At 42.4% G+C, this 20,245-nt stretch carries 21 protein-coding genes and 1 pseudogene; 1 reads left to right on the forward strand and 21 read right to left on the reverse strand.

Annotation, left to right across the window (positions count from 1 at the left end):
* Window positions 1–185: 185 nt before the first annotated feature.
* From Q0191_RS00105 to Q0191_RS00205, 21 genes and pseudogenes are all read right to left on the reverse strand, one after another.
* Window positions 186–1,172 (reverse strand): rhodanese-related sulfurtransferase, encoded by a 987-nt coding sequence (locus Q0191_RS00105; RefSeq protein WP_297662687.1) that lies wholly within the window; start codon window positions 1,170–1,172, stop codon window positions 186–188.
* A gap of 137 nt (window positions 1,173–1,309) precedes the next feature.
* Window positions 1,310–1,800, reverse strand: a pseudogene (locus tag Q0191_RS00110) (DUF6773 family protein).
* Window positions 1,801–1,809: 9 nt separating this feature from the next.
* Entirely contained in the window at window positions 1,810–2,487 is a 678-nt protein-coding gene (locus tag Q0191_RS00115) for a CPBP family intramembrane glutamic endopeptidase (protein ID WP_297662689.1), read from the reverse strand.
* Window positions 2,484–2,960, reverse strand: coding sequence for a DUF6773 family protein (locus Q0191_RS00120; protein WP_297662691.1), 477 nt, complete (start codon window positions 2,958–2,960; stop codon window positions 2,484–2,486). The genes Q0191_RS00115 and Q0191_RS00120 overlap by 4 nt, the downstream gene beginning before the upstream one ends.
* Before the next feature lie 44 nt (window positions 2,961–3,004).
* The gene (locus Q0191_RS00125) at window positions 3,005–3,499 is read right to left on the reverse strand and encodes a DUF6773 family protein (RefSeq protein ID WP_297662693.1); all 495 of its coding nucleotides are present in this window, start codon (window positions 3,497–3,499) and stop codon (window positions 3,005–3,007) included.
* 19 nt (window positions 3,500–3,518) lie between these two features.
* Complete coding sequence (locus tag Q0191_RS00130) at window positions 3,519–3,716, reverse strand: helix-turn-helix transcriptional regulator (protein WP_005591814.1); 198 nt, start codon at window positions 3,714–3,716, stop codon at window positions 3,519–3,521.
* Window positions 3,700–3,891 (reverse strand): potassium transporter, encoded by a 192-nt coding sequence (locus Q0191_RS00135; RefSeq protein WP_297662696.1) that lies wholly within the window; start codon window positions 3,889–3,891, stop codon window positions 3,700–3,702. The genes Q0191_RS00130 and Q0191_RS00135 overlap by 17 nt, the downstream gene beginning before the upstream one ends.
* A 134-nt stretch (window positions 3,892–4,025) precedes the next feature.
* Window positions 4,026–4,589, reverse strand: a complete 564-nt coding sequence (locus Q0191_RS00140) for an ECF-type riboflavin transporter substrate-binding protein (RefSeq protein WP_061910022.1) — start codon at window positions 4,587–4,589, stop codon at window positions 4,026–4,028.
* Window positions 4,590–4,600: 11 nt separating this feature from the next.
* On the reverse strand, window positions 4,601–5,446 hold the full coding sequence (locus tag Q0191_RS00145; RefSeq protein WP_297662699.1) for an S-adenosyl-l-methionine hydroxide adenosyltransferase family protein: 846 nt from the start codon (window positions 5,444–5,446) through the stop codon (window positions 4,601–4,603).
* Window positions 5,447–5,673: 227 nt separating this feature from the next.
* On the reverse strand, window positions 5,674–6,267 hold the full coding sequence (locus Q0191_RS00150) for an MptD family putative ECF transporter S component (RefSeq protein WP_297662701.1): 594 nt from the start codon (window positions 6,265–6,267) through the stop codon (window positions 5,674–5,676).
* Between the two features lie 483 nt (window positions 6,268–6,750).
* Window positions 6,751–7,443 (reverse strand): methionine ABC transporter permease, encoded by a 693-nt coding sequence (locus tag Q0191_RS00155; RefSeq protein ID WP_297662703.1) that lies wholly within the window; start codon window positions 7,441–7,443, stop codon window positions 6,751–6,753.
* Window position 7,444: 1 nt separating this feature from the next.
* Complete coding sequence (locus Q0191_RS00160; protein WP_297662705.1) at window positions 7,445–8,509, reverse strand: methionine ABC transporter ATP-binding protein; 1,065 nt, start codon at window positions 8,507–8,509, stop codon at window positions 7,445–7,447.
* Window positions 8,499–9,875 carry a M20/M25/M40 family metallo-hydrolase gene (locus tag Q0191_RS00165; RefSeq protein ID WP_297662707.1) on the reverse strand — a complete coding sequence of 459 codons (1,377 nt, stop codon included), beginning with the start codon at window positions 9,873–9,875 and terminating at the stop codon, window positions 8,499–8,501. The genes Q0191_RS00160 and Q0191_RS00165 overlap by 11 nt, the downstream gene beginning before the upstream one ends.
* Before the next feature lie 206 nt (window positions 9,876–10,081).
* A complete protein-coding gene (locus Q0191_RS00170; protein WP_048764876.1) occupies window positions 10,082–10,957 on the reverse strand; it encodes a MetQ/NlpA family ABC transporter substrate-binding protein in 876 nt (291 codons plus the stop codon).
* Window positions 10,958–11,042: 85 nt separating this feature from the next.
* Window positions 11,043–11,876 (reverse strand): amino acid ABC transporter substrate-binding protein, encoded by an 834-nt coding sequence (locus Q0191_RS00175; protein WP_297662712.1) that lies wholly within the window; start codon window positions 11,874–11,876, stop codon window positions 11,043–11,045.
* A gap of 204 nt (window positions 11,877–12,080) precedes the next feature.
* Complete coding sequence (locus tag Q0191_RS00180; RefSeq protein ID WP_297662714.1) at window positions 12,081–13,217, reverse strand: amidohydrolase; 1,137 nt, start codon at window positions 13,215–13,217, stop codon at window positions 12,081–12,083.
* A 105-nt stretch (window positions 13,218–13,322) separates the two neighbouring features.
* A complete protein-coding gene (locus Q0191_RS00185; protein WP_367170152.1) occupies window positions 13,323–14,417 on the reverse strand; it encodes a DUF4352 domain-containing protein in 1,095 nt (364 codons plus the stop codon).
* Window positions 14,418–14,568: 151 nt separating this feature from the next.
* Window positions 14,569–15,039, reverse strand: coding sequence for a hypothetical protein (locus Q0191_RS00190; protein ID WP_297662717.1), 471 nt, complete (start codon window positions 15,037–15,039; stop codon window positions 14,569–14,571).
* Between the two features lie 97 nt (window positions 15,040–15,136).
* Entirely contained in the window at window positions 15,137–15,547 is a 411-nt protein-coding gene (locus Q0191_RS00195; protein ID WP_297662718.1) for a peptide deformylase, read from the reverse strand.
* Window positions 15,548–15,628: 81 nt separating this feature from the next.
* Complete coding sequence (scrK, locus tag Q0191_RS00200) at window positions 15,629–16,528, reverse strand: fructokinase ScrK (protein WP_062123547.1); 900 nt, start codon at window positions 16,526–16,528, stop codon at window positions 15,629–15,631.
* 159 nt (window positions 16,529–16,687) lie between these two features.
* Window positions 16,688–18,700, reverse strand: a complete 2,013-nt coding sequence (locus tag Q0191_RS00205; RefSeq protein ID WP_297662720.1) for a sucrose-specific PTS transporter subunit IIBC — start codon at window positions 18,698–18,700, stop codon at window positions 16,688–16,690.
* A 198-nt stretch (window positions 18,701–18,898) separates the two neighbouring features.
* On the opposite strand from Q0191_RS00205, the gene Q0191_RS00210 reads away from it, so the two are divergent.
* Window positions 18,899–20,245, forward strand: a 1,347-nt coding sequence (locus tag Q0191_RS00210) for a sucrose-6-phosphate hydrolase (protein ID WP_297662722.1), incomplete at its 3' end; no start/stop codon positions are given.

The raw sequence follows: 20,245 nt of genomic DNA on the forward strand, positions 1-20,245 counted from the left end.
ACTTCTTCCATGATAGCTTTAGACATAGACTTGCTCCTTTCCCATTTATTTAAGCTCATTATATCACATCAAAAAGAAAGGACAAAAAAATCGAAACCTGAATAAAGAAAAGCTAAGCTGCAAATAAATAATGAAAAAACTTTAGACACTTGAAACATCTAAAGTTTTTTATCTTCACGATTAAATTACTGAGCCACCAATGTTTCCAAGCTTTCTCCAATCGCAGCCAAACGTTCTATCACTTCTGCTTGACTCAGACCGTTTTCAGTCACATAGCGGTTGCGAGGATGAACACGGCATTCGTGAGAACAGCCACGGAGGTACTTGTCTTCATTTTCTTCTGAAGTCAAGATGCGGCGGTTACACTCTGGATTGCCACAGTTGACATAGCGCTCGCAAGGAGTACCGTCAAACCAGTCTTTCCCAATCACAACTGGATCAACATGGTTGATAGCAACCGAGATACGCTCATCAAAGACATACATCTTGCCGTCCCAAAGCTCACCTTGAACTTCTGGATCCTTGCCGTAAGTCGCGATACCGCCATGAAGCTGACCAACATCCTTGTATCCTTCACGCACCATCCAGCCTGAGAATTTCTCACAGCGAACACCACCTGTACAGTAAACAACCACGCGCTTGTCCATGAACTTCTCTTTGTTATCACGGACCCATTGCGGCAATTCACGGAAGTTGCGGATGTCTGGACGGATGGCTCCACGGAAGTGACCCAGATCGTACTCATAGTCGTTACGAGTGTCTAAGACAACAGTGTCTTCGTCCAAGAGAGCTTCCTTAAATTCCTTAGGTGATAGGTAAGCTCCTGTCGTCTCCAATGGGTTGATGTCATTATCAAAATCATTGTCTTCCAAGCCCAAGTGGACGATTTCTTTCTTGTAGCGAACAAACATTTTCTTGAAGGCTTGTTCGTTTTCTTCGTCAATCTTGAACCAAAGGTCTTCCATACCCGGAAGGGAATGCACATAATCCATGTATTTTTGAGTGGTTTCATAGTCACCAGAAACCGTTCCGTTGATTCCTTCATCTGCTACCAAGATACGGCCTTTAAGACCGATAGATTTACAGAAGGCCAGATGATCAGCTGCAAATTTCTCAGCATTCTCAATCGGAACATATTTGTAGTAAAGTAGGACGCGAATATCTTTTGCCATAAGATTTCAACTCTCTTTTCTTTATAAAATTTTCTGAATTTTTAATTCATCTATTTATTATAACCTGATTAGAAAAACTGGGCAAAAAATTTGTTTGGAAAATAGTAGAGCTGGAAAGTTTAAATGAGAATGACAGGTTATCGCTCTTCTTCCAATTGATCCAAATACTTTTCAAAGCGTTTCTTCTGCCACTTACTGAGACTCTCCAAGATAATATTGACCAGCAGTATAATAGGAAAGTGAATGACAAAAGTAATTATAATAACAAATAGGAACATGGGGTGAAAAACACTATTATGATAAATAGCATGATTCAGTTGGAAATTCTGGCAGCCAATCAAAAGAGTCAGAAAGCCTGTTGCGGCTAGCACACCCCAGATAGTCAGACTGAAACTATTGTAATAATTAGCTCCCAGATACTGAGTTCGACATATGAAATAAAAACTGGTGATGGGAATCAGAAGTAAGAAGGTCTGATAGTGAACGCCCCCCCATTCATGGCTACAGAACCCATATATAAAGTTAAACTGCCACATAGCATGAGACTGAAACTCTCCATACCAGCCTTGTTGACCAGTTGCTCTTCGCGTTCGTCTAAGATTTGACGTTTGATGAATTTAATTTTCATTTCAAGCTCCTATACTTCTACTCCAAAAATAGTGATTAACAACATAAGAATGGCAGGAAGTCCGTTATTTATCATGTGAACTGCGATACTGACTTCCAAGCGCCGAGTTCGATAAGCCAACAAGGTCAAAATCACAGAGGCACCACCATAAATCACAAAAGACATGATATTGGTTGGGCCATGAAAAATCGCAAAGAGCAGTCCGCCTATGATATAGCCCCAGCTTTCATAGCCTTTAAAGATTTTTAGAGGAATGATGCCACGGAAGATTATTTCCTCTGCGATAGGCGCTAAAACTCCAAGCATGATGGGAAACAACATCGCATTTCCTCTTTGGAACTCCTCCATCAAAGATGCCTGATTAGCCGTTGTCACTTCTCCATGTAGCCACCGGAGTAATACCGTCCCAAGGACAGATATGAGCACCATGCCTAAGAGGCCTAGTGCAATTCGCTTCCCGTCTCCTTTTTGAAAGATTTTTCCAGACTGGGATAAAATTCCAGTTTTCTTTGCTACCACGACAAAGACCAGCAAAACTAGGAAAATCAGCGAAAGCCCAAGACCAATGGTCCACTGTTTGGGAAATTGATAAGTTATTGCTAGCTGCTGAAACAGCATAGGGAGGACATACAAGGCCAAGGCTAAAAAAGCGCAGCCAGCCCAGATCAATCGTTTCCACCAAGTCATTCTTCATCCTCCAATTCCTGATCGAGCTTTGCCTGACCCTTACTGTTTAGGTAAAGACTGAGCTTGTCCATGGTCAAGCTCCCAAGCATAAATAATGCCATTGCAAGAGCCAGCTTGAGCAGATACAAAATACTGAACATGCTGGCCAGATTTTCTCGCTGACCAAAGAAATCAATGCCCATAACGATGAGAGCAAAAACGACTCCACCGCCAAATCGCTCTGGCCATTTTTCCTCTCTCACCATATCACCAACATCAACGCCTAGGCTTACGCGACGAAGCAAGGCATATAGACCTACTAGGGTAAGCAGAATACCCTCTGGCAGATAGGCCAGCAAACTTAGATGGAGGACATAGGCTTTGAAAAATACAGAGATAGCTAAGAAGAGGAACATTCCTAGCACTAGTTCTCCCGCAACTTTACCGTCCAATTTCTCTGTTCGTTCATCTTTTATAACAGGCTGCTTCTTCATTTTCTTTCTCACTTTCTTATTTATAAGTTGAAGATTCACTGATTCTAATTCTCATCATTTTCTAATTCTTGGTCCAATAAAACCTGTCTCTTCTGATAAAAATGATTGACTCCCTTGTCTAAAATACTAGAGAGAACCAGTATCAGCGCAATAATAAAAATAAATTGTAAAAATGGATGATGGCGAAAGAATGGTCGAATAGCTGAATTTCCACCTAACATCTGAACAGCCACGATTACAATTGCTAAGATAGCCCCGTTAGCCAAACGACTTCTGAAACTCCTATGCCCAATAGATGGCTTGTCGCGTCTGATATCAAGTCCCAACTGCCAGCTACGAATGCCAGCATAGATTTCCATACCCAAAATAACTAGAATTTCCGGTAAGTAGCCTTCTACTGGCACATGCCAAATCATGATTTTGATAAAAATAGAGATAAGGAGCAAGATAATCGCAAAAAATGCAACTTCATTTCCTAATTTTCGCTCAAGTTGTAGAGTCCGCTCGTCTGTATAGACTTTTTGTGGTTTGTCCTTCATTTTCTTCCTCACTTTCTTCCTATTCTTCCCAAAACAACTGATCCAGCGTTTTATTGAGGCATTTGCAAATGGCCAAGCATAGACTGAGACTGGGATTGTACTTGCCTGCCTCAATCAGGCCAATGGTCTGACGAGTCACACCAATAGCATCAGCCAAGTCTCCTTGGGTCATGTCATGCTCAGCCCTTGCCATTTTTAACCTAAGATTTTTTGCCATGGCCACCATCCTTTTCGTATTTCTTTTTCCCACCTACGGCATAGAAAGTGCAGCAAAGGGCGACATTACTAAAAGCAAGTATGATAAAGGTTTGATTTTTCTGAATCGTGCCAACAACTAGTAGAGCTATCGCCGATACAAGACAAATAAACTGAGCATTCACTTTTTTATTCATATCTGCGTTCCTTTCATCTTCATAAGTTCATTATACAATATATTTTAAATAATGCAATATATAAATTACATTTTGTTTTTTATTTTGTACAAAAAAAGATTGGGACTTTCCCAATCTTTAATTATCTAATTTGATTAATCTTTCTTAAGGCTGCCTGAGCGAGTCTGAGTACGGGCGTAGGCTAGTAAGAGCAAGGTTCCTGCTACGGCAACTGTCACTCCATTGGACAGAGTTGCCACAAAGCCTTGCACAAAGACCTTATTGACCGGCTCGCTATAAATCAAGATATCACCAATCGGAGCGACCAAGAGCCAGACAAAAGCATTGGCCAAAAGCTGGAAGATATTGAAGTTGACGATGTCCTTCACTTCAAAAACACCTTCTGCTGCACGAATGCGATTTTTAAACAAACCAAGAATGAAACCAAAGAAGGCACTAGCGATAATCCATGACCACCAGAGACCGTAGCCAGCCATAGCGTCTTTGATAACGTGGCCAATCAAGCCCATCAGGAAGCCAACAAAGGGGCCAAAAACAACACTGAAGAGAGCCTGAACCGCATATTGCAGCTGAATACTGGTATTTGGGACAGGTGTTGGAATGCTAATCATTCCGATAACTACAAAAAGTGCAGCTCCAATCCCCGTTGCAACAACTTCTTTAATAGTAAACTTTGTATCTAACAATTTCTTTTTCATAATGTTCTCCTTTAATTTTCTATACGTTTAATCTCAATATGCCATTGAGCACCAACACCAACATTGTAGGCCTTGGCAAAAGAACCTTGGTTAATAGCCAAGCCCACCCGATAGAGGGAATTGATGTATAAAATTGGCTGACCGATACGAACATCCGCAAAGGACTTACCATAGGTCACTTGGTTTTGATAAACCAGCATATCATTGTTGTAGATAGTGACTTCAAAACGGTCGCCAAAGCTTGGCTCCAAGGTGCAGAACTCCTCGCGTGTAATCGAAGTCCAAAGCGAGCCAAAGCGAACATCCAAAATGTCAATAGCTCCGCTGACCAAATTATCCGCTAGTCTTGTCTCCACAACAGGGATTTCGACAATTTCTTCGACACTCAACTCTGGGCCAACTTCCTCAAAACTGATATGGCCGCTAGCCAGCTTGGCACCTGTGTAGGCATAGACATCTCGCCCGTGGAAAGTATAAGAATGCTCGGTATTCTTACGGCGATTTTTGACCTCGGAAATTTCACGAATGGCTACGATACCGACATGCTTTTTGATAAAGGACAGCGTTCCATTGTCAGGAGTTACGATATATTGGTTTTTGCTGGTCTTGGCAACTACGCTTTTCCGCTTAGAACCCACTCCCGGATCCACGACCGAAACAAAGGTCGTTCCCTCTGGCCAATAATCTACCGTCTGAAAGAGACGATAACTGCCCTCAAAGATATTGTAAGGAGTGATATCATGGGTCAAATGATGGATTTTCAGCGTTGGTGATTCCTCCAAAGCCACTCCAATCATAGCCGACACCGCTCCATCTACCAGACCGAAGTCCGACTGCAGCACTAATATGTTGTTCATCTTATTCCTCCCAGGCCTTGAGCCTGATATTCTCCAAGTCCTCTAATCTTACCAAAATTAGGCTCTTTTCGCTAGAGCTGGAGGCATAGGATTTTTTTATAACTGTCTATTTCTCAAAGATATAGCATGCAAGCTAGGGCATTTTTCTGGATCAAACTTATGCCAGAACAATTCCTTGATCAAGCTAGGATAGGAAAGTCCGGCAGCTTTCGCTTCGCTTAACTTTTTTATGACTGAAAATCAGCTTGTTCACTGCGCTTTTTTACCAGATATTGACCGAGCAGGCCACCGATTAAGGCACCTGCCACTACCATCACGATAAAACTAGCGATGGTCGGAAAATCCAACGGCAGCAAAATCCGATTGATGTATTCTGCTGTCTTACCACGCGCTACCAAGCTATCAATATAAGCCTGACGTGCTAGCCACATGAGGATAATAGGCCCCGAATTGACAAAAGAGAAACAAACAAAGGAGAGCAGACTCCAGAATTTATTTTCGTATTTGCCCAAGCCTGCAATCGTGTCCGCCAAGAAACCGAACACCAAGCCCGGCAAACCAGCAATCATAAAATGACCAGACAGGAGGAAAAAGCCTCCCATTATTAGGCCTACTAAGCTGATTGCTCCAAATTTTTTAATCTTGCTTTGCAGACACATATAAACGCTTCCACCAAAAACTGCGGCAAATACTGGAGCATAAAGCATATTGCCAGCATTGTCAAAAAAGTGGCCTACTAGTACTCCTAGTCCGACACAGAGAAAGTAGAGCAGAGCAAAGACTCCCGTCCATTTCAACTCTTTCAGTGTTAACGATGTCATTATCGAATCCTTTCTAATTGTGAAGCTAAAACTTCATAAAACCATTTATTGCTATCGTCCTCGAAAAGTATGGAAAATATAAGCCTCATGCCTTGTCATCCTTCCTGCAAAATGAAATTTTAGCCAGATTTGCAGATCTAACATCCTGGATATGTTTGCTTCCCTCAGCATGGGTAAAATCCAGTGCTACTAAGAAGTAATTTATTATGCTATTTTTCCATACTTATCTTTATTTATTATAGCATTATGAAAATAGAATGTAAATTAAATTTTCAGACTTTTCACAGGATGATAGCTGACAAAAGAGGCTGGTACAAAAGTCCCAGCCTCCTCAATTGTCTTTGGATTGTCGAGCAAGACGCAGTGGTTGAGTGGGCTCTACTAGGCTGATTTCATCAGCTTTTACAGTCCTACTCAACTGCGCGGAGGTGGGACAACGAAATTGAATTCTAACGAATTACCGATTTCTGTCCCACTCTCTGTCTAGCGATGGCTGATTTTTCTGGTTAAGAAATCGCCCAAAAACTGGATAAAGAAAATGAGGAGCAAGAGCAAAACAGTTGCTAAAATGGTCACGTCTTGGTTGAAACGTTGATAACCATAGGCAATCGCTACATTCCCAAGACCGCCTGCACCAATCGCTCCCGCCATGGCTGTTTCACCGACTAGCGAGATTAGGGTCACCGTTGTCACCCGAATCAAGTCTGGTAAGCCTTCACGCAAGTAAACAGCGATGATATCCCATGAGTTAGCTCCAACTGCCTGCGCTGCTTCAATCACACCACGGTCTAATTCTGATAGAACCACCTGCACCTGACGAGCAAAGAAAGGAAAGACTGCCAAAGATAGTGGCACCAAAGCTGCTGTTGGACCAATCCCTGTCCCTACAATCATCCGTGTGAAAGGATTGATCAAAGCTAGGAGAATGATAAAGGGAATTGCCCGAAAGATGGACGTGACCTTATCCAAGATGAAAAAGGCTGTTTTATTTTCTAAAATACCGCCTGGCGCTGTCAATACTAGGAAAAGTCCAGCGATCAAGCCTAGAATCCCACCGATCAGGAAGGAAATAATTGTCATATAAAGGGTCAGATAAATCGCTGTTCCCCAGCCAGCCTGACCAGCCCAGCCCATTTTATAGACGTTAGGCAAAAATGTTTTAATCAAGTCTATCAATCTAAATTCCTCCCTTAAGCACCTTTAATTCTACGCCAGCAGCTTGTAAATTGCTTTGAGCAGACGCAAGATTTTCTGCATTTCCTGACAAAATGACTACCATCTCCCCGACAGGAACATTGTCTAAAATCTCAATGTTAGCATGTAAAATATTGGCTGAAACTTGATACTGCTTGTAGATATCGTTGATAATGGCTGTATCTGTCACCGTACCAGCATACTTCAAATGCGCCAATACAGAATCTGCTGGCAGGTCTTGCACAATCTTCTGCTGATTGATTTTAACCATCGCTTCAGTAATGCCTGTTGCCGTTGTGATAAAGTCTTGGGTCAATTCGTTCTGTGGATTGGTAAAGATATCCAAGACCGAGCCTTCCTCGATCAATTTCCCATTCTGCATAACAGCCACGCGATTAGCAATATCTTTGACAATCTGCATCTCGTGCGTGATGAGTACAATCGTCAGCCCCAACTTTTGATTCAAATCCTGAAGCAAGGCCAAAATTTGCTTGGTTGTTTTAGGATCCAATGCCGAAGTCGCTTCATCTGAAATCAAGATTTTTGGATCATTGGCCAAGGCTCTAGCAATCGCCACACGCTGCTTCTGACCGCCAGAAAGCTGAGACGGATAATTATCCGCTCGATCTTCCAGACCAACCAATTCTAAAAGTTTGCGAACCTTCTCCTCTTTTTCAGCAGCAGACAGGGAGGAGTGCTTCAAGGCAAACGCGACATTTTCTTTAGCCGTCATCTGGGCCATCAGATTGAAATGCTGGAAAATCATACCAATATCCTTGCGCTTTTCCCGCAGTTGAGCCGCATTCAGCTGGACAGTCTCCTTGTCGTATAGCACTGTCCCATCCACAGTGATGCGACCAGCAGATGGCTTCTGCAAAAGATTAATAACCCGCACCAAAGTTGACTTTCCGGCACCAGAATAACCCACGATACCGTAAATATCTCCCTGATTGATGTGAATGGTCACATCTTCAACCGCCTTGATGATACGATTTTTCTGTGTAAATGTGACATCAATACGGTCTAATTTGATAATTTCATTGCTCATAACTTCTGATTAACTCCTTGATTAATTCAATATGGGTATAATAATCGGCAATCTTGACATTTTCATCGCCACCATGATCTCGACTGTTGGCATTTCCCAAGCCAAAGGCAGCCATCGGAACTTCCAAAGCCTCAAAGACTGTATGCATAGGCCCTGTTCCTGCCGATGTTGGAAGCACTGAGATGCCTTCTGGATAAAAATCCTTGGCCAGTTCAATCACATTCAGGATAGAAGGGGCACTCATATCGCTACGATAGCTCATTTCTCCCAATGTATAAGTTAATTCTACCTTATCATAGCCATTTTTGTCCAGTTGCTTGCGAATCTTGTCCAAGACATCATGAGGCTCTAAGCCTGGTACCAATCGTACTTCCATCTTGGCAGATGCATATGCTGGGAGGATGGTTTTGACTCCTTGTCCCTGATAGCCCGAACCGAAGCCTTCAATGTTAATGGCTGGCTCAAAATAGAAGCGACGCAGAAATTCCTGCCTGTCCTCTTTCAAGACTGGAAGCTGGAGGCCGTAAATTTCCTTCAACTCTTCTGGTGTCTTCAGAGCGTACTGGGCAATCAAAGCTAGCTCTCGCTCATTGGGCTCCTGTACTTGCTCATAGATGCCCTCCACCAAAATTCGACCGTCAGCACTACGCAGGCTAGAGATAGCATCCATCAAGTACCAAGAAGCTGAATTAATGACACCGCCATAGCTAGAATGGATATCTACTTCTGCACTGCGAACAGACATATCAAAGGTGACAATGCCCTTATTCCCACCAGAAATCTCCAACTGACCTAGATTATTACGCGTGCCCTGCTCCCAGACCAGCAAATCTGCTCCCCGCAATTGTTTCTTATGCTTGGTCAGATATTTATCCAAGTCTGTCGAAGCTGACTCCTCTGCTCCCTCCATCATGAAGATGATGTTGACTGGCAGCGAACCTTGCTCGCGGATATACTTACGCACCGCTGTCAAACGCGCAGTAATGTGCCCTTTGTCATCATCGACCCCGCGACCATACATAACACCGTAGTGGACTGATAGAGTAAAGGGGTCGTTGGTCCAAGGCTGGTCATTATCGGCCGGAACCGTATCATAGTGGTGATAGAAAATGATAGTCTTGGCCTCAGGATTGTCCGACTGAAATTCTGCCAATACAAAGGGAGCCGTGTAACTGTCATCAATCATCACTTTAGCACCCGCGGCAGTGAAAATTTCTCCCAGATAGGTAGCTACCTCCTTGAGCCCAATTTGCTGGGCAAAGATAGACTTTTTAGAAATCAAAGTCCGCAACACCTCAAAATAGTGTTGGGCCACCTCATCATTTTCAAACTTTTTAATTTGTTCACTCTCAGTTGAGAAAGGCATGTGTAACTCCTACTAATCGCATCTGTTTAAAGATTATCTGCTATGATTCACGAAAGAACAAAGACTTGCTGTCAGGTAAGTCTGTGACTCTGCGTTTTAATATTGCTAAATTATCTTTGCTGATAAAAACTCTAACTAATAGCAGATAAAGGGCTGGAGAAATCCATTCCCCGCCCTTTCTATCTTCAATTATTTTCTATAAAATCTTACCAAACTGGTTGATCCATACCATCTGAAGACTCTTCAATGACTTTTTTAACTTCGTCAGTATGGTAAGCCTTGATGATTTTCTTGATAGCGTCTGCCTTGTCAGATTTTTCCCAATCCTTCTTAGCAGCAATCAAGTTGTACCAAAGTTTAGAATTTTCATCTGTCTTTTCTTTGTAAAGAGCGCTCTTGTAGTCAATACCAGCTTCACGAACGAAGGTATTGTTGACAACCGCTGCATCTACAGAAGTAAGAGAAGCTGCTGTTTGAGAAGCATCCAATTCAGAAATTTTCAAGTTTTTCTTGTTTTCTTTGATGTTAGCAACAGTCGCAAGTTTAGTTGAATCCACGTCCAACTTAATCAAACCAGCTGCTTGAAGAAGGTTCAAAGCACGGCTTTCATTTGTTGGGTCATTTGGTACGGCAATGCTTCCGTTTTCTGGAATGTCTTTCACAGCAGTATATTTGTTTTTGCCATCTTTAGTACCAGAGTAAAGACGGATTGGTGCGATATACGTATCTGCTACAGACACCAAATCAGCATTGTTTTCTTTATTCCAGTTTTTCAGGTAGTAGTAGTGTTGGAAGGCATTGATATCTGCATCGCCATCGCGAACCGCTTGGTTAGGCTGAGAGTAGTCTGTAAATTGAGTGAACTCCAACTTAACACCTGCTTTATCCTTATCAAGGATTTCCTGAACCTTGTCCCAACGCGCTTCTTCTGTATCGCTGAGGTTCATCACGCCGACTTTTACAGTGACTGTTGCACTGTCTGCTGACTTAGCGTTTTTTGATGTTGAAGACGAGCAAGCTGCCAAACCAAATGCTGCTACAGCTAAGAGTGCTGTTGCGCCAAACCATTTTTTCAATTTCATGAGATAATCTCCTTATAAAATATATTTTTCTTAATGAAAGGGTTGTAAGTTGTTTCCGATTGTTTTGGGCAAAGAAAATCAGAACTTACTTGATATCCTTGGCATCTGGCAAGTAAGTGCCGCCAAAGAATTCTTTTGATAATTTTTCAAGTGTTCCATCCTCGTAGAGTTCCTTGATCCGCTTGTTCATGAAGCTTTGAAGCTCTTCTTGTCCTGAAGCAAGGATTGGATAGACATACGGTTGTTGGTCACTTGGAAGTTCAATCACTTCGACATTATCTAAACCTTGGTCTTTGATGATGGTATCTACTGTGATACGCTCAAAGATCTTGTAGTCTGAGCGACCATCGTTCAAATTAGCCAAGATTTGCTGGATTGTACCATCTGTGTAGTTGATGGTTGTTGGGTTTGAACTGTGCTCTTCATTGTACTTTTCCAACTGCTTAGCCGTTGAAGTACCTTGAACAACTTCAGTAGACTTGCCTCCGATATCGTCCAGCGACTTGATATTCACTCCTTTACGAACCACCAAGACGGTTGGGTTTTTAGCGTAAGGGTTGGTATAGAGGTATTTACCAGCACGGTCTTCTGAATAACTGATGTTATTGGCACCGATTTGGTAGCGGTCACTGTCCAAGCCAGAGAAAACAGAAGCCCATTTGGTTTTGTTGAAGTTGACCTCGTACTTATCTGAACCTTTAAAGATTTCACGAAGCACTTCAATTTCGTAACCAGTTAGGTTTCCTTCCTTGTCCTCATAAGAGAAAGGCTTAGTCGTTCCAACTGTTCCAATTTCAACTGTCGTTTTCTTTGAAGTAGTGTCCTTACTTGATGAAGACGAGCAGGCCACTAGCAATCCAACTGCAAGACTTCCTACCACAGCAGTGGCAGTGTATTTCAATATTTTTTTAATATCCATATCCCTATCTCCTCCTAAAGAGCATGTTTCTATCATACCAAAAGTCGAAAATCCTGACCATTATATATTTTTTATCAAGGTGATAGATTTTCTTTATCACTGATTCGATTATTCAAACTATTTGAAAATATCGAAATCTTGTTTTTCTATGATAACAAAAGAAGAAGAGCTTGCCTAGTTCTTATTTTCTATGGAAGACCATAGTTATTTCTTATAGTGCTTGAAGAGGAAGAGGGCGTTTTCGACATAGTAAGGCACAGAGACCTGAAAGGCTGCATCGTCAATCGTCATGCTATCATGGTGCAGGTCAGGCGCATCTGCTGCACCATTTGAGCCGATAAAAGCAAAGACACCAGGGATTCTTTCTTGGTAAAAGGCAAAGTCTTCGCCAGCTGAAGATGGCTGGGCAGGCACTAGCTCCCCGATGTTCTGGGAGTTTTCAAAAATAAGCTCGGCCAATTCTGGATCATTGTAGGTCACTGGCGGAGTCTGATCCCAGACAATAGCGACCTTAGCACCGAAATTCTCCGCCGTATGCTCCACAATACGGATAAAATCCGCCTTCAAACGCTTTTGCAAATTAGAGTTAAAACAACGAATGGTGCCTTCAAAAAAGCCATTTTGCGGCAGAACATTCCAAGTCGCCCCAGCCTCAATGTGGGTCACAGACAAAACAACTGGCTCAAAGGGCGAGACAGTCCGAGAAACCAGAGCTTGAAGATTTTGAATCATGCTGGTCAGAGTCAGCACCGTATCCACTCCCAAATCTGGCCTAGCCGCATGGCTACTGACTCCCTCCACAGTCACCTGAAACTTTTCCACGCCTGCCATCATGGCTCCCGGCTTTAAGGCCATTTGCCCAGCTTTTAACTGGGGCATATTGTGAAAACCGATAATCGCAACCACATCATCCAGCAAACCCGTAGCCAGAACTTGACTGGCTCCCTGAGATGTTTCCTCAGCTGGCTGAAAAATCAGGCGAATAGTCCCCTGTAAATCTTCTTCCATAGCCTTGAGCAACTCCGCTGCCCCTAAAAGACTGGTCTGATGAAAATCATGACCGCAGGCATGCATGACACCAGGATTTTGGCTAGCATAAGGCAGACCTGTCTTCTCTAAAATAGGCAGGGCATCAATATCTGCCCTCAAGGCGATCGCCGGCTCTCCTTGACCAATTTCGGCAATCAAGCCCGTCTCTAAGCCAGAGTCCAAAATTTTAATTCCTAAGTCTTGCAAATAGCGGCTTAGAAAGGCTGTCGTTTCATACTCTTGGCCAGACAGCTCTGGATGCTGATGAAGATAATGACGCGTTCTTACTAATTTATCATAGAATTGTTTCATGGCAGGCTCCTTTACTCTACATATCTATCCTCCAGTATAGCACAAAGCTAGACTAGGAAACAAAAATAGAGAGCAGAATGAAGCATCCGCCCTCTCATCTTGCTATTAGGATATATCGCCTTCAAAAGCTCTGACGATGGATTCATAAGAATAATCACGCTCTAGAACCCATTTCCCATCTGTTTTGACAAATTTCAACTGATAATCTCGCTCTGGCGTAAGAAGAGGACGTGAATCCATTCCAGCCATCATGTCATTGGCATAACTCTTATCGGTAGCTTTATAGAGGTCACTCAGACTTCCATATTCAGAACGATGCTTATCATAAAAATCTTGACGGTAGGTATACATGGTTTTATTTAGACTGACCGTTCTCGGTTTGATCTTGATAACGATTGAATTTGGCATGTACTGGGCTACTGTGTAAGAAATTTCTGAGCGTTTCGCGTTACTTTTCACATAGGCATCAATGAAAGCATTGATTTCATCATCACTAAAGGGATAATCATGCAATTTACGTGTAAAATCTGCTGCAAAAGCTGCTCTATAATCTTTTTTATCTTGCTCCAAATCGCCGCCTAAAACCAAATCGCCTTTGTCTTTGGAGGATTTTGTCTTGGCTTCTCCTCCCAAGAAAACAGCATTGAGATAATCAGAAGCTAATTTCTTTGATTCGTCAACATGATTCGGATATTTCGCAGGATCAACTTTTAGTTTGATGGGTTCTGCTTTTTCATCGGAGCCGTAGGTTTTCTTCTCATAGTGAAGTTCATATTTCTTGCCATCTTCAACCTTAAAGACCAGATTACCAGAAAGAGTTTTTCCTTCCGCTAAATCTTCATAGCTCAGTGTTTTGAAGTTTTCTTTGTCATCATAGACTCCGACTGGCTGGATTTTTTCGCCTTCTGAATCATAAAAAGCAATATCTGAGGAGGAAATCATGATTTTATCATTTGTTTTATTTTTAATTTCCAAAGACAAGGCCAAGTATTTTGCATCAGCTGATCCGTTGCTTGGCATAATGAACTGACCTTCCTTAATCTGGATATCAACCTGCCCATTGCTGGCTGATTTTTTGACAGTCTTCTCCTGACTCGGCTTATCAGAATGTTTTTTATTTGGACTTGGAAGCAAGGCACAGGCTGTTAAGCTCACACCTGCCACAAGCAAGGCTGTGTATTTAAATATTTTTTTCATCATTGTCTCCTTAATTTCTTAATACTGTGACTTTTCTATTTTATCATACTTGGCTAAACTGGTAAATAGCGTTTGAAATCACCAATATATAAATGCATCTTTGCAATCGCTAGAATGACTAAGCAGATCAAATCTCTACTCCATAATAATATTTCTATGGAAAGAGCCACTTGATATGCGGAGCAAGTTGGAAAATCTCCTGATGAAGTTCATTGAAGCTAATATTTTTCACATCATCCAAGTCCAAAGAGACCGCACTCTCCTCTTGATTTTTAGGATAGAAATATAAAATTCGACTATATCGATAGATAGCGTACTCAATTTGCTCAATCTCCTGCCACAAGAAGTACTTCTCTCTTTTAGCAGATAATCCTCTCAGTCTTATTCCCATCTCATCCATCTCTAAAATCGGTGGTTTATGATTCGAAATATAGCCTAGAACGATCATAAAAATAGCGGTTATGCCCATTCCCCAATAGACTGGATTGAAGATATTGTTACTTTCTTCAGTAGTCTGCCTGCTTCTTTGGTCTTCTTTGCTGATAGAAGTCCTATGAACCAGCTGATTAGCACTATTTTGACTTGTTGACTCAAGGGAGGCCTTATCCATAGATGCAAAAGCCATGATAAAGCAAAGAGTAAGAAAAAGCCTATGGCATAAAATTTTGCTCCATCGCGCTTGTATACTTTCATTCTATTCCTATCCTTTCCAGATATATTTCCTATATGAGAATGCCTTCCAAATGATCCAATTCGTGCTGGCAGATTTGCGCTGGAAAATCCTCTAACGTGATGGTCCTTTTCAGCCAATTCTGATCTAGATATTCGACCGTGATTTTCTGATAGCGAATGGTTGGTCGACTTCCAGCCAAAGACAGACAGCTTTCTTCCGTCTCATAAGCTCCTGATTTCTGAAGGAGAACTGGATTAAACATGACCATGGGCAGCATGCCATACATAAAAATAATCACCCGCTTTTGAGAACCAATCATATTTGCAGCAAGGCCGACACAAGACTCTCTATGAGCCAGCAAGGTATCCTGTAAGTCTTGGGCTAAAAATAGATCCGACTTTGTAGCAGGAACTGATTTTTGCTGTAAAAAGAAAGTATCTTTCACAATTGCTTGTTGCATACTTCACCTCAAATGGAAGAGGCTGGATTTCCCTATCTCAGCCTCCTTCGTTTATTTGAAAACTCTCAACGTCTTGTTTACTTATTTTGCATAGCGTTCGCTAATATCTTTTGCGAGGACAAAATTTCCTAGTGTAGCCGAGCCATTTCCTGCGACAGCCGGTGTAACAATGTAATCACGCACATCTGGCACTGGCAGGTAACCGTTGAGCAGAACAGTGAATTTTTCACGGACACGGTCCAGCATGTGCTGCTGTGCCATCACGCCACCGCCAAAGACAATGACATCTGGACGGAACGTCACCGTCGCTTGAATAGCTGCCTGCGCAATATAGTAAGCCTGAATATCCCAAACAGAGTTATTGAGCTCAATGTTTTCACCACGCACACCCGTCCGCGCTTCTAAGCTAGGACCAGCTGCTAAGCCTTCCAAACAGCCCTTGTGGAAAGGACAGACGCCGTTAAAGCCTTTTTCCACATCCATTGGGTGCTGAGCCACATAGTAGTGTCCCATCTCTGGATGGCCTGTACCCCCAACAAATTCACCACGTTGGATAGCACCAGCGCCAATCCCTGTTCCAATCGTATAATAAACCAAATTTTCAATGCGACCACCAGCATTGTTACGGGCTACAACTTCACCATAAGCCGAGCTGTTGACATCTGTCGTAAAGTAGATTGGCACATTTAAAGCACGACGAAGCGCTCCCACGATATCTACATTGGCCCAATGTGGTTTTGGAGTTGTCGTAATGTAGCCATATGTTTTTGAATTAGGATCAATATCAATTGGACCAAAAGAACCGACTGCCAGACCTGCTAAATTGTCAAAACGAGAGAAAAACTCAATCGTTTTATCTAGCGTCTCAATCGGCGTGGTCGTAGGAAACTGTGTTTTTTCTACAACATTAAAATTTTCATCGCCCACAGCACAGATAAACTTCGTTCCACCGGCTTCTAAACTTCCGTACAATTTTGTCATTTCAAACACCTCTTGTATTCTTTATACTCCATTATAGCATATTTCCCTATTGGAAATGGCTCTATATTTTAGATTTTCCTCTGTAAATCTTAGCACTCAAGTAAAAAACGAACAAACATAAGTTGTTCGTTTTCCTTTGTTGACTTTCTATAGCCAAGATTAAGCTTTCACTTCAATAATCGCATCGCCTTTAGCAACAGTTCCTTCTGCTACTGGAGTCACAGATGCGTAGTCAGCTGTGTTAGTCACGATAACCATAGTCGTGTCATCCAGACCAGCTGCTGCGATTTTAGCTGAATCAAAAGTTCCAATAATATCGCCAGCTTTGACTTTAGAACCTTGAGAAACTTTTTGATCAAATCCTTCGCCATTCATAGACACTGTGTCAATACCAACGTGGATCAGGATTTCAGCACCATTAGCTGTCTTCAAACCATAAGCATGGCCTGTCGCAAAAGCAATTGTCACTTCTGCATCAGCTGGGGCGTAAACGACACCTTCAGTTGGTTTGATCGCAATCCCTTGACCCATAGCTCCGCTTGAGAAAACAGGATCATTTACATCGCTCAAAGCTACTGCACTACCAACGATTGGAGAAATGATTGTTTCATTTTGGAGAGCCGCTGGAACATTACCAGTTGTTTCTTCTTCGACAAGTTTTTCAGTTTCAGCTTTTTCTTCAGCAGTTTCTTCGTCTTTGTATCCGAACATATAAGTCAGAACAAAACTCAAACCAGTTGTCAGAACAACCATAAAGATATATTGCAACAATTGACCATTCAGGTAAAGGAGTGTACCTGGAATAATTGTGATACCGAAACTTGTACCTGCAAGCCCCATAATAGAAGCTAACCAACCACCAACAGCACCAGCACCCAGTCCAATTACAAACGGTTTAACAAAGCGCAAGTTAACCCCGAAGATAGCTGGCTCAGTAATACCCAATCCTGCAGAAAGTGCTGCTGGGAATGCAAGAGCCTTGAGTTTTTTAGATTTTGTCTTCACAGCTACAGCCAAAGTCGCACCAGCCTGAGCTGTCATAGCAGCAGTGATAATCGCATTAAATGGATCTTTCCCAGTCTGAGATACCAATTGAGATTCCAGTAAGTTGAAGATGTGATGAACACCAGTTACGACAATCAGTTGATGTACTGCACCAATAATCAAACCAGCAAGACCAAACGGAAGGCTAAGAAGGAACTCTGTACCATTCAAAACATATGACTCAACAATGTGGAAGACTGGACCAATCACAAAGAGTCCCAAAATAGACATTACAAGAAAAGTAAGGAATGGAACAAGAAGAAGGTCCAAGACATCTGGAATTTTCTTGTGCAGCCATTTTTCAAATTTCGCACCAAACAAACCTACAAAGAAGGCAGGAAGCACCGAGTTTTGGTAGCCAACCACCGGAATAAAACCAAAGAAGTAAATTGGATGAGCTTTTGTTGCTGTAACTTCGCTAGCAAATTTCAGACTTCCTAGAACATCCATATTAGCAATTTTGTCTAAAATATCCTTAGAAGGATCAACAGCAAATTTAGTAGCCTGACCAGCTACATCCCAAGCATTTGGAAGTGCTGAGTTAACCATCATTAGACCAAGAACCAAACCAATGATTGGGTTCCCGCCAAAGACTCTAAAAGCTGACCAGCAAATCAAAGCTGGGAAGAAAGCGAAGGCTGTATCAGTTAATACTACTGTATAAGTATAAAAGTCAGTCGATTTGAAAGCATCCGCTGTGGTACCAAATAAAGATAAAACTTGATCCTGAGCAATTGCTCCACGAACTCCCATGAAAAGACCTGTCGCAACAATAGCTGGGAGAATTGGTACAAAGACATCACCGAAAGTACGGATGGCACGTTGGAACCAATTCCCTTGCTTAGCAGCTTCAGCTTTCATGTCATCTTTTGATGAAGTTGGCAATCCAAGTGCTACAACCTCGTCATAAATCTTATTAACCGTACCAGTACCAAAAATGATTTGATATTGGCCTGAGTTAAAAAAAGCTCCCTGAACTTTTTCTAGGTTCTCGACAGTATTTTTGTCGATTTTACCTTCATCTTTAACCATGACACGCAAGCGAGTCGCACAGTGGGCTACACTGTTGACATTCTCACGTCCGCCAAGGGCTTCGATGACCTTTTTTGCAATTTCAGTATTATTCATTTGCAAAAATCTCCTTATAAAATATTGTAAAACTTTTTGAAAGCGATTTTAACGCCTCTACAACTATCATTCTATCATGATTTCAAAATATGTCAAGCGTTTTGCAGAAATTTTATTTTTTCGCTGTTAAAGGTTGATTTTTAAGCAGGAAACGTTTACTATAGTAATAAGAAATAATATGATTTGGAGGACAAAGGATTGGCTTGGACGACTGAAAAACGCTACAAACGTTATGAAGACTGGACTCAGGAAGAGATGCAGCAGATCAAAGAAAACATGGCTAAATCTCCTTGGCGGGCCAGCTATCACGTGGAGCCTCAAACTGGTCTGCTCAATGACCCCAATGGCTTTTCTTACTTTGACGGCAAGTGGGTGGTGTTTTATCAAAACTTTCCTTTCGGAGCAGCTCACGGTCTCAAGTGCTGGGTTCAGATGGAAAGCGATGACTTAGTCCACTTCACCGAAACTGGTCTTCGAGTGCTGCCAGATACTGCTCTGGACAGCCACGGTGCCTACTCTGGCTCTGCCATGCAGGTTGATGACAAACTCTTTCTCTTCTATACTGGTAATGTCCGTGATGAGAATTGGGTGCGTCACCCTTATCAAATCGGTGCCCTATTAGATAAAGCAGGCAATCTTGAAAAAATTGACAAGATCTTGATTGAGCAGCCTGCTGAAGCGACCGACCACTTCCGCGATCCACAGATTTTCAACTACAAAGGGCAATTCTATGCCATTGTCGGTGGGCAAAATCTAGACAAGCAAGGCTATGTCAAGCTTTACAAAGCTGTTGATAACGACTATACCAACTGGGAAGCCGTTGGTGATTTAGACTTCGCCAATGACAAGACAGCCTACATGATGGAGTGTCCAAACCTTGTCTTTATCAATGACCAGCCAGTCCTGCTCTACTGCCCTCAAGGCTTGTCCAAGGAGGTGCTGGACTATGACAACATTTATCCAAATATGTATAAAATAGGTCAATCGTTTGACACAAACAAAGCTGCTATGATTGATCCTAGCCCTATCCAAAATCTGGACTACGGCTTCGACTGCTACGCCACCCAAGCCTTTAAAGCACCTGACGGCCGTGCACTCGCTGTCAGCTGGCTAGGCTTGCCTGATGTGGAATACCCATCTGACCGCTTCGACCATCAAGGGGCCTTCTCCCTCGTCAAGGAATTAACCCTGAAAGACGGCAAGCTCTACCAGTACCCAGTGCCTGCTATCAAGAATTTACGAGCAGAAGAACAGCCTTTCGTTGCTTTGGCAGAAAGCAAGAACAGCTACGAACTAGAACTGAATTTCGCTGCAGACACCGAGCATGAAATCGTCCTCTTTGCGGACAAGGAAGGCAAAGGCCTGCGAATCAACTTTGACCTCAAGGCAGGTCAAGTGACCGTTGACCGCAGTCAGGCAGGGGAACAATATGCCCTAGACTTTGGAAGCAGCCGCAGTACCACCCTTGACACCAAAGATACAACTGTCAATATCTTCATCGATAAATCAATTTTTGAAATTTTCATCAATAAAGGAGAGAAAGTA

It is taken from the genome of uncultured Streptococcus sp., assembly GCF_938036805.1.
Taxonomy (GTDB): Bacteria; Bacillota; Bacilli; order Lactobacillales; family Streptococcaceae; genus Streptococcus.

Excerpts from the sequence above, each read along its gene's own strand:
- Q0191_RS00105 (WP_297662687.1), bottom strand. The coding sequence starts at position 1,172 with ATGGCAAAAGATATTCGCGTCCTACTTTACTACAAATATGTTCCGATT.
- Q0191_RS00115 (WP_297662689.1), bottom strand. The coding sequence starts at position 2,487 with ATGACTTGGTGGAAACGATTGATCTGGGCTGGCTGCGCTTTTTTAGCC.
- Q0191_RS00120 (WP_297662691.1), bottom strand. The coding sequence starts at position 2,960 with ATGAAGAAGCAGCCTGTTATAAAAGATGAACGAACAGAGAAATTGGAC.
- Q0191_RS00125 (WP_297662693.1), bottom strand. The coding sequence starts at position 3,499 with ATGAAGGACAAACCACAAAAAGTCTATACAGACGAGCGGACTCTACAA.
- Q0191_RS00130 (WP_005591814.1), bottom strand. The coding sequence starts at position 3,716 with ATGGCAAAAAATCTTAGGTTAAAAATGGCAAGGGCTGAGCATGACATG.
- Q0191_RS00135 (WP_297662696.1), bottom strand. The coding sequence starts at position 3,891 with ATGAATAAAAAAGTGAATGCTCAGTTTATTTGTCTTGTATCGGCGATA.
- Q0191_RS00140 (WP_061910022.1), bottom strand. The coding sequence starts at position 4,589 with ATGAAAAAGAAATTGTTAGATACAAAGTTTACTATTAAAGAAGTTGTT.
- Q0191_RS00145 (WP_297662699.1), bottom strand. The coding sequence starts at position 5,446 with ATGAACAACATATTAGTGCTGCAGTCGGACTTCGGTCTGGTAGATGGA.
- Q0191_RS00150 (WP_297662701.1), bottom strand. The coding sequence starts at position 6,267 with ATGACATCGTTAACACTGAAAGAGTTGAAATGGACGGGAGTCTTTGCT.
- Q0191_RS00160 (WP_297662705.1), bottom strand. The coding sequence starts at position 8,509 with ATGAGCAATGAAATTATCAAATTAGACCGTATTGATGTCACATTTACA.
- Q0191_RS00165 (WP_297662707.1), bottom strand. The coding sequence starts at position 9,875 with ATGCCTTTCTCAACTGAGAGTGAACAAATTAAAAAGTTTGAAAATGAT.
- Q0191_RS00170 (WP_048764876.1), bottom strand. The coding sequence starts at position 10,957 with ATGAAATTGAAAAAATGGTTTGGCGCAACAGCACTCTTAGCTGTAGCA.
- Q0191_RS00175 (WP_297662712.1), bottom strand. The coding sequence starts at position 11,876 with ATGGATATTAAAAAAATATTGAAATACACTGCCACTGCTGTGGTAGGA.
- Q0191_RS00180 (WP_297662714.1), bottom strand. The coding sequence starts at position 13,217 with ATGAAACAATTCTATGATAAATTAGTAAGAACGCGTCATTATCTTCAT.
- Q0191_RS00185 (WP_367170152.1), bottom strand. The coding sequence starts at position 14,417 with ATGATGAAAAAAATATTTAAATACACAGCCTTGCTTGTGGCAGGTGTG.
- Q0191_RS00190 (WP_297662717.1), bottom strand. The coding sequence starts at position 15,039 with ATGGCTTTTGCATCTATGGATAAGGCCTCCCTTGAGTCAACAAGTCAA.
- Q0191_RS00195 (WP_297662718.1), bottom strand. The coding sequence starts at position 15,547 with ATGCAACAAGCAATTGTGAAAGATACTTTCTTTTTACAGCAAAAATCA.
- scrK (WP_062123547.1), bottom strand. The coding sequence starts at position 16,528 with ATGACAAAATTGTACGGAAGTTTAGAAGCCGGTGGAACGAAGTTTATC.
- Q0191_RS00205 (WP_297662720.1), bottom strand. The coding sequence starts at position 18,700 with ATGAATAATACTGAAATTGCAAAAAAGGTCATCGAAGCCCTTGGCGGA.